The organism is Fontimonas sp. SYSU GA230001, from assembly GCF_040066175.1.
GTDB lineage: Bacteria > Pseudomonadota > Gammaproteobacteria > Nevskiales > Nevskiaceae > Solimonas.
In genome coordinates this window covers 35,588-61,619 of sequence record NZ_JBEAAM010000019.1, presented here as the reverse complement: position 1 = coordinate 61,619, position 26,032 = coordinate 35,588, and the positions used below count along the sequence as shown (strand labels likewise).

The following is a 26,032-nucleotide window of genomic DNA, read 5'->3' as shown; positions in this document are numbered from 1 at the left end:
GCTGATGATCATGGCCGGCGGCACCGGTGGCCACGTCTATCCGGCGCTCGCCGTCGCCGACTATCTACGCGAACGCGGACATCAGGTCGTCTGGATGGGTGCGCCGGACAGTTTCGAGGCGCGAGTCGTGCCGCCGCATGGCATCCCGATGCAGTACGTGTGCGTCTCCGGCCTGCGCGGCAAGGGTCTGCTCAAGCTGCTGCAGGCGCCGCTGCAACTGCTGCGCGCCATCCTGCAGGCGCTGGCGATCCTGCGCCGCGAGCGGCCCGATGCCGTGCTCGGCATGGGCGGCTTCGCCGCCGGGCCCGGTGGCGTCGCGGCCTGGCTGCTGCGCCGGCCTCTGGTCGTGCACGAGCAGAACGCCGCCGCCGGCCTGACCAATCGCTGGCTGGCAAGACTCGCGCGCTGCGTGCTCGAAGCGTTCCCCGGCACCTTCCGCGATGCGCAGACGGTGGGCAACCCGGTGCGTGCCGGCTTCGCCGCGGTGCCTGCGGCCGCGCAGCGCCTCGAACACGAGGGCGCGCCGCGGCTGCTCGTCGTCGGCGGCAGCCAGGGCGCGAAGGCGCTCAACGAGCAGGTGCCGCGCGCGCTGGCCCTGCTCGCCCCGGCGCAGCGTCCGGAGGTTCGTCACCAGGCCGGGCGCACGCTCGACATCGCCCGGCGCGCCTACGCCGAAGTCGGTGTCGAAGCGCGGATCGAGTCCTTCATCGACGACATGCCTGGCGCGCTGGCCTGGGCCGATCTCGTCGTCTGCCGCGCCGGTGCCTCGACCATCGCCGAGCTCAGTGCGGCCGGCGTGGCCTCGCTGCTGGTGCCTTTCCCGTTCGCCGTCGATGACCACCAGACGCGCAACGCCGAGTATCTCGTCAACGCCGGCGCCGCGGTGCTGTTGCCGGAGCGCGACGCTACCCCGGCGCAGCTGGCCGCGCTGCTGCGCGAGCTGCTGGGCGACCGCCAGCGCCTGCGGCGCATGTCCGAGGCGGCGCGCGCCGCCGCCTGGCCGGATGCCACCGCGCGCATTGCCGATGTCTGTCTGCAGTTCGCCGATGGAGAATGGGCATGACGGAAACGGTCCAGAACCTGATGACCCGGCCGATGCGCCGCGTGCGCCGCATCCACCTGCTCGGCATCGGCGGTTCGGGCATGGCCGGCATCGCCGAGGTGCTGATCAACCTCGGCTACGAGGTCAGCGGCAGCGACTTGAAGGACAGTGCGGCGACGCAGCGGCTCGCGGCGCTGGGCGCGAGGATCCATCTGGGGCACGACGCCGCGCACACCGTGGGCGCGGACGCGGTCGTCGTCTCCACCGCGGTCCGGGAGGACAATCCCGAACTGCGCTATGCCCGCGAGCACCGCATGCCGGTGGTGCGTCGCGCGGAGATGCTCGCCGAGCTGATGCGCTTCCGCTACGGCATCGCCATCGCCGGTACGCACGGCAAGACCACGACGACGAGTCTGGTGGCGAGCGTGCTCGCGGAGGGCGGTCTCGATCCGACCTACGTGATCGGCGGCAAGCTCAAGTCGGCCGGCAGCAACGCGCGCCTCGGGGCCGGCGACTACCTCGTCGCGGAGGCCGATGAGAGCGATGCCTCGTTCCTGCATCTGATGCCGATGATGGCGGCGGTGACCAACATCGACGCCGATCATCTGGAAACCTATGGTCACGACTTCCGCCGGCTGCGCGCGACGTTCGTCGAGTTTCTGCATCGACTGCCGTTCTACGGCCTGGCCGTGCTGTGCATCGACGATCCGGTGGTGCGCGACACGATCCCGGAAGTCGGGCGGCCGGTGCTGACCTACGGCTACTCCGAGGATGCGGACCTGCGTGCATCCGACGTGCGCCCGGAGGGCAGCGGTGCGCATTTCACCGCGATCGGCAGCGACGGCTTCCGTGCCGATTTCCATCTCAACCTGCCCGGCCGGCACAACGTGCAGAACGCCCTGGTTGCCGTCGCGATCGGCCGCGAGCTGGGCGTGGACGTCGAGTCGATGCGCCGCGCGTTCACCTCGTTCGAAGGCATCGGCCGGCGCTGCGAGCAGCATGGCCTGCTGACGATCGGCCAGCGGCGCGTGTGGCTGGTCGATGACTATGGCCACCATCCGCGCGAGATCGAGGCGACGTTCCAGGCGATGCGCAGCGCCCACCCGGGGCGGCGTCTGGTCGTCGTGTTCCAGCCGCACCGCTATACGCGCACGCGCGACCTGTTCGACGACTTCTGCGCCGTGCTGGCGGGCGCCGACGTACTGCTGCTCGCCGAGGTCTATGCCGCCGGCGAAGCGCCCATCGAGGGCGCCGATGCGCGCGCGCTCGCACGCGGCATCCGCGCGCGCGGGCAGGTCGAGCCGGTGCTGCTGTCCGGCGGACTCGCCGAAGCGCCCGCAGTGATCGAGCGCATCGTGCAGGACGGCGATGTCGTGCTGACGCTCGGCGCGGGCGATGTCGGCAGCCTGCCGGGACTGCTGGTCCGGCGTTTCGGGAGCACGGCGTGAACGTGCCTGGCCGCCGGGAATCGGGAATCGGGAATCGGGAATCGTCCCCAAAGCTGCGCGGCCGCCTGCTGCGCGACGAACCGATGGCACGGCATACGAGTTGGCGCGTGGGCGGACCCGCGGACCGCTACTACGAGCCGGCCGATCGCGACGACCTGATCGCCTTCGTCCGCTCCTTGGCGACGGACGAGCCCGTGCTCTGGCTCGGACTGGGCAGCAACCTGCTGGTCCGCGACGGCGGCTGGCGTGGCACGGTGATCGCGCTGCACGGCGCGCTCGACGTGCTGCGGCTTGAAGGGTCTCACGTGTACGCCGAAGCCGGCGTGCACTGCGCGCGCCTGGCCAAGTTCACCGAGCGCCACGCACTCGCCGGGCTCGGTTTCATGGCCGGCATTCCGGGTACGGTCGGCGGCGCGCTGGCGATGAACGCCGGAGCCTGGGGCGGCGAAACCTGGCCGAACGTGGCCGAGGTCGAGGGGCTGTACCGCGATGGCACGGCGCGCTGGCTCGCGCCGGCGGCGTTTCACTACGCGTACCGCCATGTCGAGCTGCCGGCCGGGCTGCTCGGCTTCCTGGCGGCGCGTTTCCGGGTGCACGCCGACAGCGACGGCAGCCATGCACGCCAGACGCGCGAGTCGCTGGCCCGACGCAAGGCCTCGCAGCCGGTCGGCAAGCCCAGTGCCGGCAGCACCTTCCGCAACCCGCCGGGCGATCACGCTGCGCGCCTGATCGAATCCTGCGGGCTCAAGGGTTTTCGCATCGGCGCGGCCGAGGTTTCGACGCAGCACGCGAATTTCCTGATCGCCGGCGAAGGCACACGCGCCGCGGATATCGAGGCGCTGATCGAGCACATCCGTGGAATCGTGAAGACCAGGACCGGCGTCGAACTGCTGCCGGAAGTCAGAATCGTTGGAGAGCCGTCTTGAGCGCCTCACGCCTCACGCTCCATGCGTCCCGTCCGCGCGTCACCGACCCCGCCGCTTTCGGTCGTGTCGGCGTGCTGATGGGCGGCTGGTCCGCCGAGCGCCAGGTGTCGCTGTGGTCGGGGCAGGGCGTGACCGACGCGTTGCGCTCCAGGGGTGTCGATGTCGTCGCGATCGACGCGACGCGCGACAACGTGCTGCGCCTCAAGGAGCACGGCATCGCGCGGGTATTCAACGTGCTGCACGGCACCGGCGGCGAGGACGGCACGCTTCAGGCGGTGCTCGATCTGCAGGGCATCCCGTACACCGGCAGCGGCGTGCTGGCGTCTGCGCTGGCGATGGACAAGCTGCGCACCAAGCGCCTGTGGAAGGCCGAAGCGCTGCCGACGCCGGACTACGTCTGGGTGCGCAGCCGTGTCGAGCTCGACGCCGCCGCCGCGCAGCTGGACTATCCCTTCATCCTCAAGCCGTCGGAGGAAGGCTCCAGCGTCGGCGTCAGCAAGGTCAAGTCCGCGGATCAGCTCGATGCGGCCTGGCGGCTGGCGTGCGGCGAGGCCGCCATCCCACGCACCGTGATGGCCGAACGCTACATCGCCGGTGGCGCGCATGGCCACGAATTCACCTGCGCGGTCCTCGATGGCGAAGCGCTACCGCTGATCCGCATCGAGCCCGATGGCGAGTTTTACGACTACAACGCCAAGTATCTGTCCGACGCGACGCGTTATCACTGTCCCAGCGGCCTGGACTCCGGGCTCGAGGCGCGCATCCAGACGATCTGTCTGTGCGCCTTCGAAACGATCGGCGCACGCGGCTGGGGCCGTGTCGATTTCATGCTCGACGCGCAGGACCGGCCGTGGCTGATCGAGGTCAACCTGGTGCCCGGCATGACCTCGCACAGCCTGGTGCCGATGGCGGCCCGCGCGCGCGGCATGGATTACGCCGAACTGTGCTGGGCGATCCTGGAAACGACGCTGCAGCCGGTGCACGGAGCGGCGCGATGACGGCGATCGCGATGGATGCGGAAGTGTTCGAGGACGAGACGGCCGGGCCCAGCGGCCGGTCGCGGCTGCTGCGCTTCCTGATCGGCAGCGCGGCACTGTGCGCGGCGGCGGCGGCGGTCTGGGCCTTCTTCCAGATGACCGGCGCGCGGCCGGTCGCGCGGCTGCTGATCGAGGGCGAGCTGCGCCGGGTCAGCGCCGCCGAGATCGACGCGGCCGTGCGGCCGCTGCTCGATGCGCGCTTCGTCGATGTGGATCTCGATGCCGTGCACCAGGCGGTGCAGAGCCTGCCGTGGGTCGCGCGCGTGCGTGTCGAGCGCGAGTGGCCGGCGACCGTGCGGCTGCGCCTGTGGGAACGGATGCCGGCAGCGCGCTGGGGCACGGACGGCCTGCTCGACGGCGACGCCGTGATTTTCGCGCCGCAAGGGCGCGAGGTCCCCGAGTCGCTGCCCGAGCTGTCCGGTCCCGAGGGCAGCGCGCCGCGCGTGCTGGCCACCTATCGGCGGCTGTCCGCGCGGCTCGACGGTTCGCCGTTCGCGCTGCTGAGTCTGGGCGAGGACGCGCGCGGCGACTGGACCGGGACCACACGCGATGGCGTCGTGCTGCGCTTCGGCCGCGACGATCCGCTGACTGCGGTCGATGTGCTGCTGGGCCCGGCTGCGCAGGCACTGGCCGCGCGCATGGACGCGGTCAAGTACGTGGACCTTCGATACACCAATGGCTTCTCGGTGGGCTGGCGCGAGCTCCCTGCCGACGCAAAGAGGAACTGACGCATGGCGCGACGCGAAGAACGCAAGCTGCTCGTGGGACTGGACGTCGGCACGTCGAAGTGCGCCGCGGTGGTGGGGCAGATCACGCCGGATGGCGAGGTCGAGATCGTCGGCCGCGGCGAGCATGCCTCGCGCGGCATGAACCGTGGCGATGTCGTCAACATCGAGCAGACCACACAGGCGATCAAGCGCGCGGTGGAGAACGCCGAGCACATGGCCAATTGCCGTGCGCAGTCGGTCTATGTCGGCATCTCCGGCACGCACATTCGCAGCTTCAACTCGACCGGCGTCGCGCCCGTGCGGGCCGGCAGCGTCAGCGAGCGCGACGTGGACAGCGTCATGGATGCGGCGCGCGCGATCGCGATTCCGGCCGACCAGAAGATCCTGCACGTGATCCCGCAGGAGTTCGTCGTCGATGGCCGCGAAGGCATCCACGATCCGATCGGCATGCATGGGGTGCGTCTCGAGGCCAAGGTGCACATCGTCACCGGCTCGATCTCGGCGGCGCAGAACATCTACAAGTGTGTCGAGTCCTGCGGCCTGAAGGTGGACAAGCTGATTCTCCAGCATCTGGCGTCGAGTTACGCGACGCTGCTGCCGGACGAGCGCGACCTCGGCGTGTGCATGGTCGATATCGGCGGCGGCACCTCCGACATCGCCGTGTTCCGCGGCGGCTCGATCCGCCACACCGCCGTGCTGCCGATCGCCGGCAACCAGGTCACGAACGACATCAGCGTCGCGTTCCGCACGCCGGCGCCCTACGCGGAGGAGCTGAAGGTCCAGTACGGCGTCGCGCTGCCGCAGTTCGCCGCCGGCCACGAGGAGATCGAGGTCCGGGGTGTCGGCGATCAGCCGCCGCGGCGGCTGTCGCGCCTGACGCTCGCGGAGGTGATCAAGCCGCGTTACGAGGAACTGTTCCGGTTCGTGCGCAGGGAGCTGCACCGCTCCGAATGGTACGAGCTGATCGGCGGCGGCGTGGTGCTCACCGGTGCGTCGGCGCAGATGCCGGGCGTCGTCGAGCTCGCCGAGCAGGTGTTTGAGCTGCCGGTGCGCATCGGCATGCCGCACAACGTCGCCGGGCTCAAGGACGTGACGCGCAATCCGGCGTATGCCACCGCCGTGGGCCTGCTGCTGTACGGACGCCAGTCCCGTCCGCAGGTGGCCCGGGCCGCGAACCAGGGCTTCGGGTACTGGATGCAGCGCGCCGGCGAGTGGTTCAAGGGGAGTTTTTAATTTGCAGATACCGAACATTTTTTGTTGACATTGGCACAGTGTTTATCTATATTAAATTTGCGGCGTAGTAGGTATAAAAAAACAGAGTTCGTCGCTGCCGGTGCGGCGCGAACCGACGGGTGATGGCAACACGTAACGCGCGCACGCGCAGGAGCGGACAGATGGGCGGACAAGCACGAGACGTATTCGAACTGGAAGACGGCCAGCGCAAGCGCGCGGTCATCCGTGTCATCGGCGTCGGCGGCGGTGGCTGCAACACCGTCAATCAGATGGCGCAGGCGAGCATCGACGGGGTCGAGTTCATCTGCGCCAACACCGATCGCGATCACCTCGAGCGCTGCACGCCGACCGCCCAGCTGCAGCTGGGCGCGGAGATCACGCGCGGTCTGGGTGCCGGTTCCAACCCCGATGTCGGCCGCCAGGCCGCCGAGGAGGACCGCGACCGCATCCGCGAGATGATCGAGGGTACCGACCTGCTGTTCGTCACCGCCGGCATGGGCGGCGGCACCGGCACCGGCGCGGCACCGGTGATTGCGCAGATCGCCAAGGAACTGGGCGTGCTGACCGTTGCGGTCGTGACCAAGCCGTTCGCGCACGAGGGCAAGAAGCGCATGGCTGTCGCGCTCAAGGGTATCGACGAGCTGCGTCAGTACAGCGATTCGCTGATCCTGATCCCGAACGAGAAGCTGGGGCTGGTGCTCGGCACGAAGATCACGGTGCTCAACTGCTTCCGCGCGGCCAACGACGTGCTGCAGAACGCGGTGCAGGGCATCTCCGACCTGATCACCCGGCCGGGCCTGGTCAACGTGGACTTCGCGGACGTGCGCACGGTCATGTCGAACCGCGGCATGTCGATGATGGGCATCGGCCAGGCCAGCGGCGAGGGCCGCGCCGAGAAGGCGGTCGAGATGGCACTGTCGAGTCCGCTGCTGGACGACATCGAGCTGCACGGTGCCCGCGGCCTGCTCGTCAACGTCACCTGCGACGAATCGCTGACGATGGAGGAGCTCGAGTACATCAACTCGCGCGTCGCCGAGATCGCGTCCGACGAGGCCGATGCCAAGTGCGGCATGTCGATGAACCCGAACCTCGACGGCATGCTGCGCGTGACCGTCGTCGCCACCGGTCTGCCCGGCACCAAGCACGCCGTACAGGCCGCGCCGGCGACGCCGCAGAATCCCAAGGTCGCTCCCTTCGTGCGGCCGGAGACGACACTGCCGGGCATGCCGGCGATGCCGTCGCTGGGTTCGGCGAACCTGGAGATCCCGGCCTACCACCGCCAGCGCAAGGTTGCCGCGGCCGGCGGCGGCGCGGCGTTCCCAGACCTGGGGGACGACATCATCAACATCCCCACCTTCCTGCGTAACCTGGCCGACTGACCGCCGGTCACCGCGGTTCAGGGGCGATTCATGGCCCCGCGGCCCGGCCAGGGTGAGCGCGGAACGCCATGTTAAACTCGCGTGTCAATGGGGCGCAGCGTGCCACCCACGCCGCGCCCTTCTTGTATCCGGTGGTGAACAGCGAAACACGCGAGATGGTCAGACAACGAACCCTCAAGCAGGCCGTGCGGGCCAGCGGCATCGGCCTGCATTCCGGCCGCAAGGTGTACATGTCGTTGCTGCCGGCCGGCCCCGACACCGGCATCGTGTTCCGCCGTACCGACCTGTCCCCGGTCGTCGAGGTGCCGTCGCGGGCCCATCTGCTGCGCGAGGCGGTGATGTGCAGCACGCTGGTGGCCGACGACGGCACCAAGATCATGACCGTCGAGCACCTGATGTCGGCCTTCGCCGGCCTGGGCATCGACAACTGCGTCGTCGAACTGTCCTCGCCGGAGGTGCCGATCATGGACGGCAGCTCCGGGCCTTTCGTGTTCCTGATCCAGTCCGCCGGCATCCACGAGCAGGACGCGCCGAAGAAGTTCCTGCGCATCCGTCAGCCGGTGCAGGTGCAGGACGCGGACAAGTGGGCGCGCTTCGAGCCCTACGACGGTTTCCGCCTGACGTTCTCGATCGATTTCCGCCATCCGGCGTTGCGCGCGTCCGGCCAGAGCGCGGTCATCGACTTTTCGACCACCAGCTATGTGAGCGAGGTCAGTCGCGCGCGCACGTTCGGCTTCATGCGCGAGATCGACACCTTGCGCGCGGCGAACCTGGGGTTGGGCGCGAGCCTGGACAATGTCGTGGCGCTGGACGATTACCGCGTGGTCAACCGCGAAGGCCTGCGCTACGAGGACGAGTTCGTGCGGCACAAGATTCTCGACGCGATCGGCGATCTGTACCTGCTCGGGCACCCGGTGGTGGGCGCGTTCACCGCCTACAAGTCCGGGCATGCCCTGAACAACAAGCTGGTGCGCGCCGTGCTGGCGGACCCTTCGGCGTTCGAGCTCACCACCTACGACGACGCCACGCGTCCGGCGCCGATTTCATTCGTGCGCGGCAGCCTCGCCGCCGCCTGAGCCGGCACTCAGGGAAAACCCGCAGTTTCAGCCACTTGGCTTGCGCCGACCGGCCGTGGCCGACTACACTCGGCCGATCGAGCCGGTAACCGGGGGGCGCACCTTGGCTTCGATCCGGGTGCACGAAAGCAGGTGACGGGTCTTGAGCCAGGCCAGCAGCGCGCGCTGCCGTTGCCGTGCGCGCAGCAGGGCGGGGGCGGATGATGCGTACAGGACCGCGGTGTCGCCACGGATGTTGGCGATGCGGACCTGGTGGACCCAGGGTTCGTCGCACCAGTCGCGCAGGGAGCGATTGATGTCGGCCAGCCGCTGGGCGCGCGTGATGACGCCGCCCGTGCGTTGCGGGTTCTGGCTGAGGATTTGCTTCAGGTTTCGCGGTTCGGTTGTATCGGAGATCACTGGCCACCCATGGACATCATCGTCGTCAGCCATAAGCGTGGCCGCACTTGGCGGTTTCCGCTAGATCTGCACCACGTCCTGGGCTGGCTGCCGCTGGTGCTCGCGCTGCTGCTGGTCGTCTCGGCTTCCTTCGCGGCGGGTTTCTGGTCACGCGGCTTGGGCGCCGGTGCGGGCCTGCCGTCCGCACTGGTATCGAACTGGTCCGAGGAGGTGCGGCTGCAGCGTAGCGCGCTGGAGGCCGCGCGGGCGCAGGCGGAGCAGAATTCCGCGGCGCTGGCACGACGCATCGCCCAGCTGCAGGCGCACATTCTGCGCCTGGATGCCGCGGGCCAGCGGCTGACCGAGATCGCCGGCCTCGACCGCGGCGAGTTCAACTTCGACCAGCCGCCGGCGATCGGTGGCCCGGAGTCCGCCGTGCTCGGCGACAGCGGCCTCGACGCGCTGCTCGCATCGCTGGGCGATTTCGAGCGCCAGCTGTCCGACCGCGAGCGCCAGTTCCGGGTGCTGGAAGATCTGCTGCTGACCAGCCGCATGCAGAAGGAGGTCCGGCCGTCCGGCTGGCCGATCGACGGAGGCTGGATCAGCTCGCTGTTCGGTGTGCGCACCGATCCGTTCACCGGGCGCCTGACCCGTCATCAGGGCATCGACTTCGCCGGGCGTCCGGGTGCCGACGTCCTGTCGGTGGCGGCCGGCATCGTCACCGAGGCGGGACCGCGCGACGGCTACGGCAACCTCGTCGAGATCAACCACGGTAACGGCTACACGACGCGCTACGGCCACAACAGCCAGGTGCTGGTGGCCGCCGGCGACAAGGTGTCCAAGGGACAGCGCATCGCCAGGATGGGCTCGTCGGGCCGGTCCACCGGACCGCATGTCCACTTCGAAGTCCTCTACAACGGCAACATCGTCGATCCCGAGCAGTACATCCACGCCGCGCGCTGAACGACGGGGCCGCGGTGCTGAGAACTCGATCCACGGATCGCGGTCCGAAGGCGAGGCATAATACGCGCCCTTGATTGGCCGCCGGGCCTCGTCGGCGGCAATACGACGATCCATCACCCTGCGCACGGCGCGGTCAGAATCGGAATCTATGATCAACACTCTGCTGGCCCGCGTTTTCGGGAGCCGCAACCAGCGCGTTCTCAAACGCCTGAATCGCCTGGTCGAACAGGTCAATGCCCTGGAGCCCCGCTACGCCGGGATGAGCGACGCGGATCTGGCGGCGCAGACGGCCGTGCTGCGTGAACGCCTGGCCAAGGGCGAGACCCTGGACCAGATCCAGGCCGACGCCTTCGCGGTCGTGCGCGAAGCCGGCAAGCGCGTGCTCAACATGCGTCACTTCGACGTGCAGCTGATCGGCGGCGCGGTGCTGCACGAGGGCAAGATCTCCGAGATGCGCACCGGTGAGGGCAAGACCCTGGTGGCGACGCTGCCGGCCTATCTCAATGCCCTGCCGGGCAAGGGCGTGCACATCGTCACCGTCAACGACTATCTCGCACGCCGCGACGCCGACTGGATGGGGCGCATCTTCCGCTTCCTGGGCATGTCGGTCGGCGTGATCGTCTCGGGTCAGTCCAACCAGGAGAAGCGCGAGGCCTACGCCTGCGACATCACCTACGCCACGAACAACGAGCTCGGCTTCGACTACCTGCGCGACAACATGGCCTTCGCGCTCACCGACAAGGTGCAGCGCGGACAGAACTACGCGATCGTCGATGAGGTCGATTCGATCCTGATCGACGAGGCGCGCACGCCGCTGATCATCAGCGGGCCGACCGACGACGATCCGGAGCTGTACCGGCGCATCAACGCGCTGATCCCACGCCTGACGCGCCAGGAAGAGGAAGACGGCCCCGGTGACTTCTCCCTGGACGAGAAGTCCAAACAGGTCCATCTCACCGAGGCCGGCCACGAGAAGGTCGAGGAGCTGATGCGCTCCGCGAAGCTGCTCGGCGACGAGGACAGCCTCTACGACGCCGCCAACATCATCCTGCTGCACCACCTGAATGCGCTGTTGCGTGCGCACCATCTGTACAAGCGCGACGTCGAGTACATCGTGCGCAACGGGCAGGTCGTGATCATCGACGAGTTCACCGGTCGCATGATGGCCGGACGCCGCTGGAGCGATGGCCTGCACCAGGCGGTCGAGGCCAAGGAAGGCGTGGCGATCCAGCAGGAGAACCAGACGCTGGCGTCGATCACCTTCCAGAACTATTTTCGCCTCTACAACAAGCTGTCCGGCATGACCGGCACGGCCGACACCGAGGCCTTCGAGTTCCAGAACATCTACAACCTGGAAGTGGTGGTCATCCCGACCAACCGGCCGATGATCCGCAAGGACCAGGGCGACCTGGTGTACATGACGGCGAAGGAGAAGTTCGACGCGGTCATCGGCGAGATCAAGCAGGCGCACGCGCGCCAGCAGCCGGTGCTGGTCGGCACCGCGAGCATCGAGACCTCGGAGCTGCTGTCGGCGCTGCTGAAGAAGGCAGGCATCGCGCACGAGGTGCTCAACGCCAAGCAGCACGAGCGTGAAGCCGAGATCGTCGCCCAGGCCGGCCGTCCGGGCGCGGTGACGATCGCCACCAACATGGCCGGCCGCGGCACCGACATCGTGCTCGGCGGCAATCTCGAGGCCGAGCTGGCGCAGATTCCTGCAGAGGACGGTGCGGCGCGCGATGCGGCGCGCAAGGCCTGGCAGGAACGCCACGACCTCGTCGTGCAGGCCGGCGGTCTGTACGTGATCGGATCCGAGCGCCACGAATCGCGGCGCATCGACAACCAGCTGCGCGGACGTTCCGGACGTCAGGGCGATCCCGGCGCGTCGCGCTTCTACCTGTCGCTCGACGACACGCTGATGCGCATCTTCACGCCGCCCCGCATGCGCGCGATGCTGCAGAAGCTCGGCATGCAGGAAGGCGAGGCGATCGAGCACCGCTGGGTCACGCGGGCGATCGAGACCGCGCAGCGCAAGGTCGAGGCCCACAACTTCGACATCCGCAAGCATCTGCTCGAGTTCGACAACGTCGCCAACGACCAGCGCAAGGCGGTCTATGAGCTGCGCAACAGCATCATGGCGGCGCAGAGCGTGACGTCGATGGTCGATGACATCCGCCCGGATGTCGTCAACGCGGTGATCGACGCCTACATCCCGCCGCAGAGCATCGAGGAGCAGTGGAACATCGACGGCCTGCAGGATTCCCTCAAGCGCGACTTCCTGCTCGAACTGCCGATCCGGCAGTGGCTCGACAGCGAGAAGGATCTCAACGAGAAGGGGCTGCGCGAGCGTCTCGTCGCGGCGGTCGCCGATGCCTATGCGCAGAAGAAGGCGCAGATCGGCGCACCGGTCCTGGAGCATTTCGAGAAGGCGATCATGCTGCAGGTGCTCGACAATCTGTGGCGCGAGCATCTGGCGTCGATGGATTACCTGCGCCAGGGCATCCACCTGCGCGGCTACGCGCAGAAGGATCCGAAGCAGGAATACAAGCGCGAAGCGTTCACGATGTTCAACGACATGCTCGCGCGCTACAAGCACGAGGTGATCTCGCTGCTGGCGCGCGTGCGCATCCAGACCGAGTCCGAGGTGCAGCAGGTCGAGGAGCAGCGCCGCCGGCAGGCGCAGGCACTGGAGCGCAAGATGCAGCTGCAGCACGAGTCCGCCCCGGGTGTCGAGGAGGCGGCGGTCGAGACCGCGTCGGCGGAGGCGGCCGAGGGCGCCGGGCCGCGTCGGCTGGAGGCCGCGCCGCCACCCCCGCAGCGGCCGGCGACGGTGGTCCGCGAGATGCCCAAGGTCGGCCGCAACGAACCTTGCCCCTGTGGTAGCGGCAAGAAGTACAAGCACTGTCACGGCGCGCTGGTCTGAGGAACGGCGAGGCTGGCCTGCGCCAGCGAAGCGTCGCACAATATCGAGGCGTCCGCATTCGGGCGCCTTTTTGTTTGGGTGCAGCACCATGGCCGTCAACCTGCGAGTCCCCGAGTTTCTCCATCCGGTGCCCGGCGTCCGGCTGGGTGTGGCCGAGGCCGCGATCAAGAAGCCAGGCCGCAAGGATCTGCTGTTGATCGAGCTCGCCGCCGGCAGCCGGGTCGCCGGTGTGTTCACGCAGAGTGCATTCGCCGCTGCGCCGGTTCAGCTGTGTCGGCAGGTGCTCGCCGCCGGGACGCAGGTCCGCGGGCTGCTGGTCAATGCCGGCAATGCCAATGCGGCGACAGGCAGCGGCGGTGTCGAGGACGCGCGCGCCAGCTGTGCCGCGGCGGCGCAGGCGCTCGGCTGCGGCGCGGACCAGGTGCTGCCGTTCTCGACGGGCGTGATCGGTCAGCGGTTGCCGCTGCAGCGCATGACCGCGGCAATCCCCCGCGCGGCGCAGGATCTGCGCGCCGACGGCTGGACCGATGCGATGCGCGCGATCATGACCACCGACACCGTGCCCAAGGGCGCGACACGCAAGGTCGCCACCTCGCAGGGCGAGATCACCGTCACCGGCATCGCCAAGGGCGTCGGCATGATCCACCCGGACATGGCGACGATGCTGGCCTATGTCGGCACCGATGCACGCCTGACGCCGTCGGCGGTCCGGCGCGCGCTGGAGGACGCGGTCGCCCGGACCTTCAACTGCGTCACCGTCGATGGCGACACCTCGACCAATGACGCCTGCATGCTGTTCGCCACTGCACGGACCGGGAGCGAGGATGTCGATGTCTCACATCCGGACTATGCCGTGGTGGCCGCCGCGATCCACGACGTCTGCCGCGAGCTGGCACACGCGATCGTCCGTGACGGCGAGGGGGCGACCAAGTTCATCACGATCCGCGTGCATGGGGCACGCGATGCCAGGGAAGCGCGGCAGGTCGCGCTGTCGGTGGCGCATTCGCCGCTGGTCAAGACCGCGATGTTCGCCTCGGATGCCAACTGGGGACGCATCGTCATGGCGATCGGCAAGGCCGGCGTGCCCGGCCTGGAGGCGCGCACGGTCAGCGTGGCGCTCGACGACGTGCAGCTGATCGCCGGCGGCGAGCCGCACCCCGAGTATCGCGAAGCGCTCGGCGCCGCGGTGGTCGCCAAGGACGAGTTCACGATCTCGATCGGCCTCGGACGCGGCGTCGCCGAAACCACCGTGTGGACCTGTGACTTCAGCTACGACTACGTGAAGATCAATGCCGAGTACCGCACGTGAGCGTACGGGAATCGGGAATGGAGAACCGGGAATCGTAGAGGCACACATGGCCGACGCTGTCGCCGCCTCCGGTTCCCGGCCCTTGATCCATGTGGCCTGCGGGGTGTTGCGGCAGCCATCGGGCGAGGTGCTGCTGGCGCAGAGGCCCGAAGGCAAGATCGCGGCGGGTTGCTGGGAGTTCCCGGGCGGCAAGATCGAAGCGGGCGAACCGCCGCGCGCAGCGCTGTCGCGCGAGCTGCACGAGGAACTGGGCATCACCGTCGAGGATGCGCGTCCGCTGATCCGCTTCCGCCACGAGTACAGCAATCGCACGGTCCTGCTCGACACCTGGCTGGTCACGCGTTTCTCCGGGGAGCCGCATGGCCGCGAGGGACAGAGCTTCGCGTGGGTGCCGGCCGGCCGGCTGCAGGCCTGGCCGCAGGCGCTGCCGACCGTGTGGCCGACCGTGCGTGCGCTGCTGTTGCCCGAGCACTATGTCTTCACGCCCCCCGACGCGACCCTGCCCTGGCTGCTGCCGCGCCTGGTGCGTCTGCCGCCCGGCGCACTCCTGCGTCTGCGCCTGCCGCGACTCGACGACGCGGCTTACCGACGCTGCGCCCGTGCGCTGATGCCGCATGTCCAGGCGCAGGGTCTGCGCATGATTCTGGACCGCGATCCGGTCGCGGCCGTGCAACTGGGTGCGGACGGCTGGCACGCGAGTGCCGCGATGCTGGCCGGCCGCGCTGCGCGCGCTGAGGGCGGACCCGCGCTGCAGCTGGCGTCCTGCCACGGCCCGGAAGAACTCCGCCGCGCCGCCCAGGCCGGATTCGATGCCGCGGTGCTGGGGCCGGTGCAGGAGACACGCAGCCATCCCGGTGCCACGCCGATCGGCTGGCCGGCCTTCGCCGATGCGGCGCAGTATGCCGGCCTGCCGGTGTATGCCCTGGGCGGCGTCGGCCCGCGCGACCTGGCGCAGGCCTTCGCGGCCTACGCGCAGGGCGTTGCCGGGATCTCGGCCTACTGGTCGGACTGAGGGGCCGGCGCGGAGGGATCCACCGGCGCCTCGTCGGCGATGCGGCGTTCGCCGGAGAACCAGGCGCCGAGATCGATCAGCCTGCAGCGTTCGCTGCAGAACGGGCGCCAGGGATTCTGCGCGTCCAGCCGCGTCGATTTCCCGCACTGCGGGCACGCGGCGATGCGCCCTGCGCGGGCCTTGTCCGGCGTCGGCTTCACAGTGCGCAGAACTGGATCTGGAAGGGAATGTCGTTCGTCGCCTGCTGCGCGCGCGCGCTGGCATTGCGCGCGTTCATGAAGCGCACCGTGCAGCGGTGCTTGCCGGCACTGATCTCCGGATAGACGCCGCAGTCCTGCGCGACCAGCACGCGGATCATCTGACAGGGGCCCGGCGGCGCGATGACGTACATCCCTGCACGCGCATCCGCCGGCCGTGGCTCGATGCTGGCGCGCAGCATGTGCAGGTAGAGGTTGATGGCGACCTCGTAGGCGTGGATCTCGGCGTGCCAGGCGTCGAGATCGCGCCGCACCAGCTCGTGAGGCTGTGATAGCCAGTAGTGATAGTGCGGAAGGTCGAAGCCACACGTGCCGCCGGGAATGCCCGAGCGGTTGAGGATGCCGTTGAGAAAATCGTTCTCACGCAGCAGCGCGCCGGCAAACTGCGTCGTCAGCTGCTGCAAGCCGTTCTGCGCGCGGCGGATGTCGGTCAGCGCGCTGTCCAGGCGCTGCGGGTCCACGCCGGGCTTGGCCGCGAGCCGGGTCAGATGGCCGTGCTGCTCGTTGAGTTCCTTGAGGATGTCGTTCTTCAGGTCGGAGCGCGACAGCACCACGAGCGTGTCGAGCAGCGTCGTCAGCGTCGCGCGGATGCCGAACTCGCTGGAATCACGGCGGTGATGGGCATGCTGCGCAAACAGGAACTCCAGGCGCAGGAAGGTGCGGACCCGTTCGGTCAGGGGCTGTTCGAATGCGGTCACCGCTGCCGCTGAGGTCACGCCGGGCGCCCATCTCGAATATCAAAAATTGATTGTGACCTAGTTCACTGAAGCGGGCAAACGCAGGCCGGCGGCCCGCGGCTGACCACGCCGCGCCAGGTCGAGATAGTGCCGGTGCAGGAGTTCGACACAAGCTTCGAGCGTATGCAGATCGCCGGCGTTGACGATGACGTCGTTAGCGGCCGCCAACCGTCGTTGCCTCGGCAGCTGCGCCGCCAGCATCTGTGCGGCCAGCTCGGTCGTGATGCCGTCGCGGCTGCACAACCGGTCCCGCTGCACGTCCTCGGGGACATCGATCACGAGGATGCGGTCCACCAGGCTCTGCATCCCGGCTTCGATGAGGATGGCCACACTGAGTACGCAGTAAGGGGCGGTCTGGGCGGCCTTCCACGCCTGCATCCTCGCCCGGATCGCCGGGTGCGTGATCGCCTCCAGGCGCCGGCGTTCGGCCGGATGCGCGAACACGTGCTCACGCATGCGCCGCCGGTCGAGGGTGCCGTCCGGCAGGATCATCCCGGCGCCGAACTCGGCGGCGATCCGGGCCAGCGCCGGCTGTCCGGGCGCGACGACCTCGCGTGCGACGAGGTCCGCGTCCAGAACCGGCACGCCCAGCGCCGCGAACCGGCCTTGCACGGTTGACTTGCCACTGGCGACGCCGCCGGTCAGACCGATGGTGAGCATCGCCCGGCCTCAGATGCCGATGGCCTGGAAGTACGCCGATTGCAGCCTGTCGCCATACATCAGCGCCAGCCAGCCGGCGGCTGCGAGGTAGGGTCCGAAGGGAATCGGTACGCGGCGGTCGTGGCGCAGGAACAGCACCATGCCGATGCCGACGGTGGCGCCGACCAGCGAGGACAGCAGGATGACCATCGGCAGGGCCTGCCAGCCGAGCCAGGCGCCGATCGCGGCCAGCAACTTGAAGTCGCCGTAGCCCATGCCCTCCTTGCCGGTGGCCAGCTTGAACAGCTGGAACACGCTCCACAGGCTCAGGTAGCCGGTCATCGCGCCGACGATCGCGGACGGCGGCGGCGCGAACACCGGCACGAGACTCAGTCCCAGACCCAGCCACAGCAGGGGCAGCGTCAGATCGTCCGGCAGCAGGGTCGTGCGCAGGTCGATCAACGCCAGCGTCAGCAGCACCCAGGTGAACACCAGCGCGGCGGCGAGCTGCGGACCCCAGCCGAAACGCACGGCGCACAGGGCACTGAGGACGCCGCAGGCCAGTTCCACCAGCGGATACTGCGCCGAGATCGGCGCGCGGCAGGCCGCGCAGCGTCCGCGCAGCCACAGCCAGCCGAGCACCGGCACGTTGTGCCACGGCTTGATCGCGGCCCCGCAGCCGGGGCAGCGCGAGGCGGGTCGGATCAGTGACAGCGGTGCTTCCTCGACGGGCGGCAGTTCGAGCAGCTCGCGCGCTTCCCGGCGCCAGGCCAGTTCCATCATCCGCGGCAGGCGCAGGATGACGACGTTGAGAAAACTGCCGATGACCAGTCCCAGCGCCGTGCAGGCGACCACGAGCAGGCCGGGGCTGGTCTGCAGCCCTTGTAGGAGTTCCATGCGGTGAGGTCGATCGGCTTAGACGGCCATGCCCATCTTGAAGATCGGCAGGTACATGGCGACGACCAGGCCGCCGACGAGCACGCCCAGGATCGCCATGATCATCGGCTCCAGCAGGCTCGACAGCGCATCGACGAGGTTGTCCACCTCGGCTTCGTAGAAGTCCGCGACCTTGCCGCACATCGCGTCCAGCGAACCGGACTCCTCGCCGATCGCCACCATCTGTGTGGCCATGTTGGGGAACAGGCCGGATTGCTGCATGGTCAGCTGCAGCTGCTGGCCGGTGGCGACCTGGTCGCGCATCACCAGCACCGCTTCCTGGAAGATGATGTTGCCGGTCGCCTTGGCCACCGGGTCCATCGCCTCGACCAGCGGCACGCCGGCGGCGAACATCGTCGAGAGCGTGCGCGCGAAGCGGGCGACCGCCGACTTGTAGAGGATGTCGCCGACCACCGGAATCTTGAGCATCACGCGGTCCAGGATTCTGCGGAACGCCGCCGAGCGCCGCTTGGCCTCGAAGAAGCCGTAGCCGATGCCGCCGATCGTCAGGCCGATCACCCACCACTTCTCCTGCACGAACAGCGACAGGTTGACCACCATCTGCGTGAAGGCCGGCAGGTCGGCGCCGAATCCCTGGAACAGTTCCTGGAACTGCGGCACGACGAAGTACAGCAGGATGCCGGTGACGATGAACGCGACGATGATCACCGCGGTCGGGTAGGTCAGCGCCTTCTTGACCTTCTTCTTGATCGCCTCGGTCTTCTCCTTGTAGGTGGCCACCTTGTCGAGCAGGGTTTCCAGCGTGCCCGACTTCTCACCGGCGGCGACGAGGTTGATGACCAGGTCGTCGAACAGCAGCGGGAATTTGGCCAGGCTCTGCGCGAACGAGTCGCCGCCCTCGATGTTTGCCTTGATCGCCATCACCATCTCGCCCATGCTCGGGTTGTCGTGGCCGCGGCCGACGATCTCCAGCGACTGCACCAGCGGCACGCCGGCGGACATCATGGTCGCCATCTGGCGCAGGAAGATGGCGATGTCGCCGGTGGTGATCTTCTTCTTGCGCTTGCCGAACAGCGCCGACTGCTTGCGCACCGCGACCGGATTGATGCCCTGGCGGCGCAGCTGCTGCTTGACGAAAGCCTCGTTCGGCGCCTGGGTCTCACCCTTGACACGGTTGCCCTTGCGGTCCGTGCCTTCCCACTTGAAGGTCGCTTCCTTGACGGCCAGTGCCTGCGCCATAGTCGTTCCTCACTCGTTTTAGTCGCCGACCGTGCAGGCATTGGCCTGAACGAGGTCGATGATGCCGTTCCTGACCTTGAGCAGCGCCGACTGACGCAGATCCTTGATGCCCTCTTTCTGCGCCTGGTCGGCGATGTCGATCGCGTTGCCGCCCTCCATGATGATGCGCCCCATCGCCTCGGAGAACGGCATCACCTGATAGATGCCGGTACGCCCCTTGTAGCCGCTGTTGTCGCATTGATCGCAGCCCACCGCCTCGAAGATCTTGAACTTGGGGTCGTTGATCTCCTCCTGGGTGAAGCCCTGCTTGATCAACTCGGCGGCAGGGATGGTCGCTGGCCGCTTGCACTCCTTGCAGAGCCGGCGCGCCAGGCGTTGGGCGATGATCAGCGTCAGCGTCGAGGCCAGATTGTAGGCCGGCACACCCATGTTCATCAGGCGCACGATGGTCTGCGGCGCGTCGTTCGTGTGCAGGGTCGAGAGCACGAGGTGGCCGGTCTGCGCGGCCTTGATGGCGATCTCCGCGGTCTCCAGGTCGCGGATTTCGCCGACCATGATCACGTCGGGATCCTGGCGGAGGAACGCCTTGAGGGCCGCCGCGAAGGTCAGACCCACCCTGGGATTGACGTTGACCTGGTTGATGCCGGGCAGATTGATTTCCGCCGGATCCTCGGCCGTGGAGATGTTGATGTCCTCGGTATTGAGGATGTTGAGGCCGGTGTACAGCGACACGGTCTTGCCGGACCCGGTCGGACCAGTCACCAGGATCATGCCCTGTGGCTGTTCGAGCGCCTTGAGATAGGCAGCCTTCTGCTCGGGCTCGTAGCCCAGCGCATCGATGCCCAGCTGCGCGCTGGACGGATCGAGGATACGGCAGACGATCTTCTCGCCGAACAGGGTGGGACAGGTGCTGACGCGGAAATCGATCGCCTTGTTCTTGGACAGGTACAGCTTGATGCGGCCGTCCTGCGGCACCCGGCGTTCGGCCAGGTCCAGCCGTGACATGACCTTCACGCGCGCCGCGATGCGGCCCGCCTGGTTGATCGGTGGCGTCGCGACGGTCTTGAGCTCGCCGTCGCGGCGGTAGCGGATGCGATAGCTCTTTTCGTAGGGCTCGAAGTGGATGTCGGATGCGCCGATGTTGATCGCATCGACCATGATCTTGTTGATGTAGCGGATGATCGGCGCATCTTCCGCATCCGCCTTCGACACGTCGTGGCCGAACTCGCCACCCTCCTCGCCGCCTTCGATCGCCAGGCCCTCGAGGTCGGCGTCGCCGAGGTTCATCTCCTGGGCGCTTTGCGCCTGGATGGCGGCCTCGATGGCCTTCGCCAGCTTGTCCTCCTCGACCAGGATCGCCTCGGTCGGGTTGCCGGTGGCGAACTTGATCTCGTCGAGCGCCTGCAGATTGGTGGGATCCGAGACCGCGACATAGGTCTTCTTGCCGCGCTTGAAGATCGGCAGTGCGTGCGCCTTGCGCAGGACCTTTTCGCTGACCTCCCGCGCGATCATGGGGTCGATCTCCAGGGCGGAGAGATCCATCAGCGGCACGCCGAATTCGAGGCTGGCGATCTCGGCGATCGCCAGCGGCTTGGCCGCCTTGGCATCGACGATCAGCTTGACGAACGGAACGCCGTCCTTGAGCGCCTTGACCTGGTAGTCACGGGCGGCCTGCTCGCTCAACAGCCCGTCCGCGGCCAGGCGCCGCGCCAGACCGCCGAGGAAGACATTGCCGCTCTGTGGTGCAGGAGAAATCGCCATAAACCCATTCTCGCAGGCCGGAATGGAACTATAGGCTGTCGTTCGCCGAGGTCAAATTCCCTGGCCGGGGCCGAACGGTTCCGTGCCGTGGTGGAAAAGGCGGCACGGGGATGCGTTACGATCCTCGCGGTCCGCCTGCGGTCACAGGGGTCATGGGAGCCAACATGAGCATGCTGTCCGCTCCACGCTGGGTACTGCGTCACAACAACCTGATCCGCGCGCTGGCCCAGCTCGACGACGCTATTGCGCTCAATGCCCGGCGCCCATTGTCGCAACTGGAGCGGCAGGGCCTGATCCAGGCCTTCGAGTTCACGTACGAACTGGCCTGGACCACGCTCAAGGACTACCTGGAATGGCAAGGCATCACCGGCCTGGTCGGTTCCCGGGACACGATCCGCGAGGCATTCGCCCGAGGACTGATCGCGGACGGGCAGCAGTGGATGGACATGCTGTCGGACCGTAACCGGAAGTCCCATACGTACCACGAAGGCACCGCGCTGGCGATCGTGGAACATGTGATCGATCACTACCAGCGGCTGTTTCATCAGCTGCGCGACACGCTGGCCCGCAAGATCCCCAGTGCCTCTCAGCCGTGACACATGCTTTCACGCCTGTTGACGATGCAGCGACGGGGCTTCCGCCGAAGACGCTGGCTGCGTTGCGCCGGGTTCTTTCCGGCTTCGCCGGCGTGGAAAAGGCCGTTCTTTACGGATCGCGCGCCACCGGTCGGTACCGTGAGGGATCGGACATCGACCTCTGCCTGTTTGGAGAGATCACGTCCACACGTCTGCTGCGGATCGAGCAGGCCCTCGACGCACTCGGGCTGCCCTACAAGATCGACCTCTCGGCGTTTCATTTGATCGAGAGCGAGCCGCTCAAGGCGAGCATCCTGCGCGAGGGACGCCTGCTATGACGCTCACAGCGCCGCTCGGGGGGCAGCCGATCGACGTGTTTGACCCGGATCCCGATATCCCGCTGTCCGAGCTTCATCTGCTCCAGTGCCACCACCAGCAAGCGTTGTCCCGAAACTTACCGCAGAATACGCCGCGACCGCGCGGACTTGAGTGGACGAACCGCAGTGCCAAACCTAAGCATCATCCTCCCCGCCAAGAACGAGGCGGAATCTCTCAGAACGCTGCTGCCGCGGCTCAAGCAGGCCCAGCCGTCTGCGGAGATCATCGTCATCGACGACGGCTCCACCGACAACACGCGCGACCTCTGTGATGAGAGCGGTGTCACCTGCCTGTCGTCGCCGTATTCGATGGGCAACGGAGCCGCCGTCAAGCGTGGGGCCCGTGCCGCGAAGGGCGACGTCCTCGTCTTCATGGATGCCGACGGCCAGCACGATCCCGCCGACATTCCGCGCCTGCTCTCGCGTCTGGATGAGGGCTACGACATGGTCGTCGGTGCCCGTGACGCCAGCGGTCAGGCCAGCCTGCACCGCGGACTTGCCAATGCGCTCTACAACCGCATCGCCACCTGGATGACGGGTCACCAGATCCTGGACCTCACCTCCGGCTTCCGCGCCGTGCGCGCCGACAAGTTCCGCGAGTTCCTGCACCTGCTGCCCAACGGCTTCTCGTATCCCACGACGATCACGATGGCCTTCTTTCGCAGCGCCTATGGCGTCGCCTATCAGCCAATCGTGGCGCATCAACGGGTCGGCACGAGCCACATACGCGTTTTCCGAGATGGCGTCCGCTTCTTGCTGATCATCTTCAAGATCGCCACGCTGTACTCGCCGCTCAAGCTGTTCGTGCCGGTGAGCGCGTCGTTTTTCAGCCTGGGCCTGGGTTATTACGGCTATACGTTCGCAACCCAGGGGCGATTCACCAACATGAGCGCGCTGCTATTCAGTGCGTCCGTGATCATCTTCCTGGCCGGTCTGATGTCGGAACAGATCACGGGCCTCACCTATCTATCGACCCGATCTGACCGAAAACACGGATGATGGGCGCCACCGACGAGCCGCTTCGCGGAAACATGCGCGTCTTGATGGTGAGCACGTCGTATCCGCAAGACTTGCGCGACTGGCGCGGTCTTTTCATCCGTCACCTCGCCGATGCCGTGGGCAGGCGTGAAGACCTGAGGCTGCGGCTCTGGGCGCCGCCCGGCGAGACCCACCCCTCCGTCGAAGTCGATGTACTGACCGAAGAGCGGCAGTGGCTTTCGCGGCTGATGGCGGCCGGCGGCATCGCGCACCTCTACCGCAGTGCGGGGCTGCGCGGTGGCGCCGAGGTTCTGCGCCTGCTCGTTTACCTGCGGCGGCTGTATCGACGCAGTCATGACATCGACGTCTTCCATGTGAACTGGCTGCAGAACGCGTTGCCGATGCCGCACGATCGGCGCCCACTGCTGGTTTCTGTACTCGGTACCGACCTGCAGCTGTTGAAGTTGCCATTGATGAAGGCGATGCTGCGCCGGGTATTCCGGGGCAGGCCGACGGCAATCTGCCCCAACGCCGACTGGATGCTCGCGCCACTGCGCGAGGCGTTCGGTGACATCGCGGAGGTTCGATTCGTCCCGTTCGGCATCGATCCCGGCTGGTTCGCTGTCGATCGTGGCCGCCGCGTGCGCCCGCACCGCTGGCTGGCGGTGACGCGATTGACGGCGGCCAAGCTCGGCCCGCTGTTCGATTCCTGTGCGCCGCTTTTCCAGTCTGGCGAACGGGAACTGCACTTGATCGGACCGATGCAGGAGGACATCGTGGTTCCTCAGTGGGTGCACTATCACGGCCCGTTGGGCCCGGACGTGCTGCGGGAGACCTGGTTTCCGCAAGCAACCGGACTGATCACGCTGAGCCGACATGCCGAGGGCAGACCGCAGGTCATGCTCGAGGCGATGGCGTCGGCGCTACCGATCGTTGCCTCCGACATCGCGGCACATGCCAGCTTTCTTCGCGACGGGGTCACGGGCATGCTGGTCGCCGACGGCGAGTCGCCTGCCGAGGCCATCCGTGTGATCGAGGACGATGTTTCCAATCAGCGGATCGGTAGTGCGGCGCGGACCTGGGCGAGCAAGGAAGTCGGCACCTGGGACGACTGCGCGCGCCGCTACGCCGACATCTACCGTCGGCTGATGGACAAGGGCGCACAGCCGTGAAGCGTGTCTTCGTGCTCGGCGCTGCGGGTTTCATCGGACGGCACTTGTGTGCGTTTTTCTCCACGCGGGGCATCGAAGTAATCGCCGCGACGCGCCGCCCCGCGTCGTTTGACAGTGCGCTGATCGAGAACGCCGTCGCAAGCTTCGATGCCGTGGACCAGTTCATGCCGTTGCTGGCGCGTTGCGATGCCGTGATCCACGCAGCTTCTTCGAGCACGCCGGGAAGCAGTGAGGCCCGACCTCAGCTAGAGGGCAACCTGAGGCCCACGCTGGCTCTCATCGAGGCACTGCAGGCACTGCCCGATCGACGGCTGCTTTACCTGTCGTCGGCTGGCACGCTCTATGGCGACTGCGTGCAGCCGGCCACTGAGTCGGCCCCTCTGCGTCCGCGTTCCTATCACGGCGCCGGCAAGGCGGCCGCCGAGCACTTCATGCACGCATGGACCGCGCAGTATGGCGGCACCGGTGTGGTCATCCGGCCGTCCAACGTCTATGGCCCCGGCCAGCCGCGGCGCGCAGACTTCGGCATCATTCCAGCGGCCTTCGATTGCGCGCTGCATGGACGCGCACTCACGATCTGGGGCGATGGCACGAGCCTGCGCGACTACCTCTACGTGGACGACCTCGTTGCACTGTGTGGCGTCGCCATCGCACACGATCTGCCGCGGGGCTTGTCGGTGTTCAATGCTTCCGCGGGTCATGGCACGACGCTCAATGCCCTGCTCGATGAGATCGATCGGATCACCGGACACCCGTTGCGGCGAGAGTATCGCGCCGCGCGGCGCGTGGACGTCCGCGCCATCGTGCCCGATAACACTGCAGCTCGCGATCGGTTCGCATGGCACCCGGCGGTGTCCCTGGCCGAAGGACTCGGGCGTGCCTGGGCGTGGTACCGAGCGAATCAGTGAGCCAGCGGCAGGCGACGCCGGTGATCTCGGTTTGTATCGCCAACTACAACGGCGAGGCCATGCTCGTCGATTGTATCGACTCGATCCTGCGGCAGAGCGTCGATATTCCGGTCGAGATCATCATTCACGACGATGCTTCGACGGACGGTTCCGTCCGGTTGATCCGGGACCGATATCCCCGGGTCGTCCTGATCGAGAGCGCGGCGAATGTCGGTTTCTGCGTGGCGAACAACCGCATGGTTCGTCAGGCCAGGGGCGAATTCATCCTGCTGCTGAACAATGACGCCGCCCTGTTCGATGATGCGCTGGACACTCTTCTGCGCTACGCGAGATCGCAGGCCGGGCCGGCGATCCTCAGTCTGCCGCAGTACGACTGGGAAACCGGCGCGCTGGTCGATCGGGGCTGCCGTCTGGATCTCGCGTACTACCCCGTGCCGATTCGTGCCAGCGCACCTGTGACGGCTGCCTTCGTCATCGGTGCCTGCATGTGGCTTCCAAGGTCGCTGTGGATGGAAACGGGCGGATTTCCGGAGTGGATGGGCTCGATCGGCGAGGATCTCTACCTGTGCGCCGTCGCACGATTGCGTGGGGTTTCAGTATTCGTGCCCGATGCCAGCGGATACCGGCACCGACAGGGCGTCAGCTTCGGCGGTAACAAGCTGCAGTCCGGCCGGCTGCGGACGACCATTCAACGGCGCTACTTGAGCGAGCGGAATCGCAGCTACGTGTTGTTCATCGCGACACCGACGGTACTGGTGTGGCCTTGGTTGTTATTACATGCCGGCTTGATTCTCGCGGAGGGTCTTGTTCTGAGCGTGCTGCGCCTGAACATTCGCATTCTTGGTCAGGTACACATGAAAGCGCTCATCGATCTGATCCGCGAAATGCCGCGCCTGATCGCGTGCCGGCGGCAGGTGCAGCGCAGCAGGGTGGTGTCCTTGCGCGCGTATCTGCGTCCGTTCGTATGCACGCTCCAGAAGCTCAGACTCCTGGCTCGCCATGGTGTGCCGGAAATCGGCACGGGTCAGCGGACGTGACGAG

Annotated in this window: 25 protein-coding genes; 18 read left to right on the top strand and 7 right to left on the bottom strand. The window is 67.4% G+C overall.

Going from position 1 to position 26,032, the window contains the following annotated elements; genetic code table 11:
* Window positions 1-4: 4 nt before the first annotated feature.
* The 8 genes from murG (at window position 5) to lpxC (ending at window position 8,869) form a co-directional block, all read left to right on the top strand.
* Window positions 5-1,063 carry an undecaprenyldiphospho-muramoylpentapeptide beta-N-acetylglucosaminyltransferase gene (murG, locus tag AAG565_RS11145; RefSeq protein WP_348819680.1) on the top strand — a complete coding sequence of 353 codons (1,059 nt, stop codon included), beginning with the start codon at window positions 5-7 and terminating at the stop codon, window positions 1,061-1,063.
* Window positions 1,060-2,490: a UDP-N-acetylmuramate--L-alanine ligase gene (gene murC, locus AAG565_RS11140; RefSeq protein ID WP_348819668.1), complete on the top strand. Its 1,431-nt coding sequence runs from the start codon at window positions 1,060-1,062 to the stop codon at window positions 2,488-2,490. Before murG ends, murC begins: the two co-directional genes overlap by 4 nt.
* A gap of 26 nt (window positions 2,491-2,516) precedes the next feature.
* Window positions 2,517-3,416 carry a UDP-N-acetylmuramate dehydrogenase gene (gene murB, locus AAG565_RS11135; protein WP_348819679.1) on the top strand — a complete coding sequence of 300 codons (900 nt, stop codon included), beginning with the start codon at window positions 2,517-2,519 and terminating at the stop codon, window positions 3,414-3,416.
* Entirely contained in the window at window positions 3,413-4,414 is a 1,002-nt protein-coding gene (locus tag AAG565_RS11130) for a D-alanine--D-alanine ligase (protein ID WP_348819667.1), read from the top strand. The genes murB and AAG565_RS11130 overlap by 4 nt, the downstream gene beginning before the upstream one ends.
* The gene (locus AAG565_RS11125; RefSeq protein WP_348819666.1) at window positions 4,411-5,181 is read left to right on the top strand and encodes a cell division protein FtsQ/DivIB; all 771 of its coding nucleotides are present in this window, start codon (window positions 4,411-4,413) and stop codon (window positions 5,179-5,181) included. The genes AAG565_RS11130 and AAG565_RS11125 overlap by 4 nt, the downstream gene beginning before the upstream one ends.
* A 3-nt stretch (window positions 5,182-5,184) precedes the next feature.
* Entirely contained in the window at window positions 5,185-6,414 is a 1,230-nt protein-coding gene (gene ftsA / locus AAG565_RS11120; RefSeq protein ID WP_348819665.1) for a cell division protein FtsA, read from the top strand.
* Between the two features lie 161 nt (window positions 6,415-6,575).
* Entirely contained in the window at window positions 6,576-7,793 is a 1,218-nt protein-coding gene (gene ftsZ, locus AAG565_RS11115; RefSeq protein ID WP_348819664.1) for a cell division protein FtsZ, read from the top strand.
* 155 nt (window positions 7,794-7,948) lie between these two features.
* Entirely contained in the window at window positions 7,949-8,869 is a 921-nt protein-coding gene (lpxC, locus tag AAG565_RS11110) for a UDP-3-O-acyl-N-acetylglucosamine deacetylase (protein ID WP_348819663.1), read from the top strand.
* 63 nt (window positions 8,870-8,932) lie between these two features.
* Here lpxC and AAG565_RS11105 read toward each other — a convergent pair whose 3' ends face one another.
* Complete coding sequence (locus AAG565_RS11105) at window positions 8,933-9,268, bottom strand: hypothetical protein (protein ID WP_348819662.1); 336 nt, start codon at window positions 9,266-9,268, stop codon at window positions 8,933-8,935.
* A 9-nt stretch (window positions 9,269-9,277) separates the two neighbouring features.
* Between AAG565_RS11105 and AAG565_RS11100 the strand changes: the two genes are divergently transcribed.
* The 4 genes from AAG565_RS11100 (at window position 9,278) to AAG565_RS11085 (ending at window position 15,451) form a co-directional block, all read left to right on the top strand.
* The gene (locus AAG565_RS11100; protein ID WP_348819661.1) at window positions 9,278-10,210 is read left to right on the top strand and encodes a M23 family metallopeptidase; all 933 of its coding nucleotides are present in this window, start codon (window positions 9,278-9,280) and stop codon (window positions 10,208-10,210) included.
* 148 nt (window positions 10,211-10,358) lie between these two features.
* Complete coding sequence (gene secA / locus AAG565_RS11095; RefSeq protein ID WP_348819660.1) at window positions 10,359-13,130, top strand: preprotein translocase subunit SecA; 2,772 nt, start codon at window positions 10,359-10,361, stop codon at window positions 13,128-13,130.
* A gap of 88 nt (window positions 13,131-13,218) precedes the next feature.
* Entirely contained in the window at window positions 13,219-14,439 is a 1,221-nt protein-coding gene (argJ, locus tag AAG565_RS11090) for a bifunctional glutamate N-acetyltransferase/amino-acid acetyltransferase ArgJ (RefSeq protein ID WP_348819659.1), read from the top strand.
* Window positions 14,440-14,485: 46 nt separating this feature from the next.
* Window positions 14,486-15,451 carry a Nudix family hydrolase gene (locus AAG565_RS11085; protein WP_348819658.1) on the top strand — a complete coding sequence of 322 codons (966 nt, stop codon included), beginning with the start codon at window positions 14,486-14,488 and terminating at the stop codon, window positions 15,449-15,451.
* Here the strand turns inward: AAG565_RS11085 and AAG565_RS11080 are convergent.
* The 6 genes from AAG565_RS11080 to pilB are packed head-to-tail and all read right to left on the bottom strand — an operon-like array spanning window position 15,436 to window position 20,981.
* Window positions 15,436-15,615, bottom strand: coding sequence for a DNA gyrase inhibitor YacG (locus tag AAG565_RS11080; RefSeq protein ID WP_348819678.1), 180 nt, complete (start codon window positions 15,613-15,615; stop codon window positions 15,436-15,438). The genes AAG565_RS11085 and AAG565_RS11080 overlap by 16 nt on opposite strands.
* Before the next feature lie 32 nt (window positions 15,616-15,647).
* Window positions 15,648-16,406: a cell division protein ZapD gene (gene zapD, locus AAG565_RS11075; protein ID WP_348819657.1), complete on the bottom strand. Its 759-nt coding sequence runs from the start codon at window positions 16,404-16,406 to the stop codon at window positions 15,648-15,650.
* A gap of 57 nt (window positions 16,407-16,463) precedes the next feature.
* Entirely contained in the window at window positions 16,464-17,105 is a 642-nt protein-coding gene (gene coaE, locus AAG565_RS11070) for a dephospho-CoA kinase (protein WP_348819656.1), read from the bottom strand.
* A gap of 9 nt (window positions 17,106-17,114) precedes the next feature.
* Window positions 17,115-17,981: an A24 family peptidase gene (locus AAG565_RS11065; RefSeq protein WP_348819655.1), complete on the bottom strand. Its 867-nt coding sequence runs from the start codon at window positions 17,979-17,981 to the stop codon at window positions 17,115-17,117.
* An 18-nt stretch (window positions 17,982-17,999) separates the two neighbouring features.
* Window positions 18,000-19,220: a type II secretion system F family protein gene (locus AAG565_RS11060; RefSeq protein ID WP_348819654.1), complete on the bottom strand. Its 1,221-nt coding sequence runs from the start codon at window positions 19,218-19,220 to the stop codon at window positions 18,000-18,002.
* Window positions 19,221-19,238: 18 nt separating this feature from the next.
* On the bottom strand, window positions 19,239-20,981 hold the full coding sequence (pilB, locus tag AAG565_RS11055; RefSeq protein WP_348819653.1) for a type IV-A pilus assembly ATPase PilB: 1,743 nt from the start codon (window positions 20,979-20,981) through the stop codon (window positions 19,239-19,241).
* 164 nt (window positions 20,982-21,145) lie between these two features.
* Here pilB and AAG565_RS11050 point away from each other — a divergent pair, with 164 nt between their 5' ends.
* The 6 genes from AAG565_RS11050 to AAG565_RS11025 all read left to right on the top strand — a co-directional run bounded on the left by AAG565_RS11050 (window position 21,146) and on the right by AAG565_RS11025 (window position 26,028).
* A complete protein-coding gene (locus tag AAG565_RS11050; protein ID WP_348819652.1) occupies window positions 21,146-21,577 on the top strand; it encodes a nucleotidyltransferase substrate binding protein in 432 nt (143 codons plus the stop codon).
* Entirely contained in the window at window positions 21,574-21,894 is a 321-nt protein-coding gene (locus AAG565_RS11045) for a nucleotidyltransferase domain-containing protein (protein ID WP_348819651.1), read from the top strand. The genes AAG565_RS11050 and AAG565_RS11045 overlap by 4 nt, the downstream gene beginning before the upstream one ends.
* A gap of 165 nt (window positions 21,895-22,059) precedes the next feature.
* Window positions 22,060-22,932 carry a glycosyltransferase family 2 protein gene (locus tag AAG565_RS11040; RefSeq protein ID WP_348819650.1) on the top strand — a complete coding sequence of 291 codons (873 nt, stop codon included), beginning with the start codon at window positions 22,060-22,062 and terminating at the stop codon, window positions 22,930-22,932.
* Window positions 22,932-24,083 carry a glycosyltransferase family 4 protein gene (locus AAG565_RS11035; RefSeq protein WP_348819649.1) on the top strand — a complete coding sequence of 384 codons (1,152 nt, stop codon included), beginning with the start codon at window positions 22,932-22,934 and terminating at the stop codon, window positions 24,081-24,083. Before AAG565_RS11040 ends, AAG565_RS11035 begins: the two co-directional genes overlap by 1 nt.
* Entirely contained in the window at window positions 24,080-24,991 is a 912-nt protein-coding gene (locus AAG565_RS11030; RefSeq protein ID WP_348819648.1) for an NAD-dependent epimerase/dehydratase family protein, read from the top strand. The genes AAG565_RS11035 and AAG565_RS11030 overlap by 4 nt, the downstream gene beginning before the upstream one ends.
* Window positions 24,988-26,028: a glycosyltransferase gene (locus AAG565_RS11025; protein WP_348819647.1), complete on the top strand. Its 1,041-nt coding sequence runs from the start codon at window positions 24,988-24,990 to the stop codon at window positions 26,026-26,028. The genes AAG565_RS11030 and AAG565_RS11025 overlap by 4 nt, the downstream gene beginning before the upstream one ends.
* The last annotated feature ends 4 nt before the right edge of the window (window positions 26,029-26,032 follow it).

Excerpts from the sequence above, each read along its gene's own strand:
- AAG565_RS11125 (WP_348819666.1), top strand. The coding sequence starts at position 4,411 with ATGACGGCGATCGCGATGGATGCGGAAGTGTTCGAGGACGAGACGGCC.
- AAG565_RS11065 (WP_348819655.1), bottom strand. The coding sequence starts at position 17,981 with ATGGAACTCCTACAAGGGCTGCAGACCAGCCCCGGCCTGCTCGTGGTC.
- AAG565_RS11100 (WP_348819661.1), top strand. The coding sequence starts at position 9,278 with ATGGACATCATCGTCGTCAGCCATAAGCGTGGCCGCACTTGGCGGTTT.
- secA (WP_348819660.1), top strand. The coding sequence starts at position 10,359 with ATGATCAACACTCTGCTGGCCCGCGTTTTCGGGAGCCGCAACCAGCGC.
- murG (WP_348819680.1), top strand. The coding sequence starts at position 5 with ATGATCATGGCCGGCGGCACCGGTGGCCACGTCTATCCGGCGCTCGCC.
- ftsZ (WP_348819664.1), top strand. The coding sequence starts at position 6,576 with ATGGGCGGACAAGCACGAGACGTATTCGAACTGGAAGACGGCCAGCGC.
- AAG565_RS11035 (WP_348819649.1), top strand. The coding sequence starts at position 22,932 with ATGGGCGCCACCGACGAGCCGCTTCGCGGAAACATGCGCGTCTTGATG.
- coaE (WP_348819656.1), bottom strand. The coding sequence starts at position 17,105 with ATGCTCACCATCGGTCTGACCGGCGGCGTCGCCAGTGGCAAGTCAACC.
- murC (WP_348819668.1), top strand. The coding sequence starts at position 1,060 with ATGACGGAAACGGTCCAGAACCTGATGACCCGGCCGATGCGCCGCGTG.
- AAG565_RS11085 (WP_348819658.1), top strand. The coding sequence starts at position 14,486 with ATGGCCGACGCTGTCGCCGCCTCCGGTTCCCGGCCCTTGATCCATGTG.
- AAG565_RS11050 (WP_348819652.1), top strand. The coding sequence starts at position 21,146 with ATGAGCATGCTGTCCGCTCCACGCTGGGTACTGCGTCACAACAACCTG.
- AAG565_RS11060 (WP_348819654.1), bottom strand. The coding sequence starts at position 19,220 with ATGGCGCAGGCACTGGCCGTCAAGGAAGCGACCTTCAAGTGGGAAGGC.
- pilB (WP_348819653.1), bottom strand. The coding sequence starts at position 20,981 with ATGGCGATTTCTCCTGCACCACAGAGCGGCAATGTCTTCCTCGGCGGT.
- ftsA (WP_348819665.1), top strand. The coding sequence starts at position 5,185 with ATGGCGCGACGCGAAGAACGCAAGCTGCTCGTGGGACTGGACGTCGGC.
- argJ (WP_348819659.1), top strand. The coding sequence starts at position 13,219 with ATGGCCGTCAACCTGCGAGTCCCCGAGTTTCTCCATCCGGTGCCCGGC.
- lpxC (WP_348819663.1), top strand. The coding sequence starts at position 7,949 with ATGGTCAGACAACGAACCCTCAAGCAGGCCGTGCGGGCCAGCGGCATC.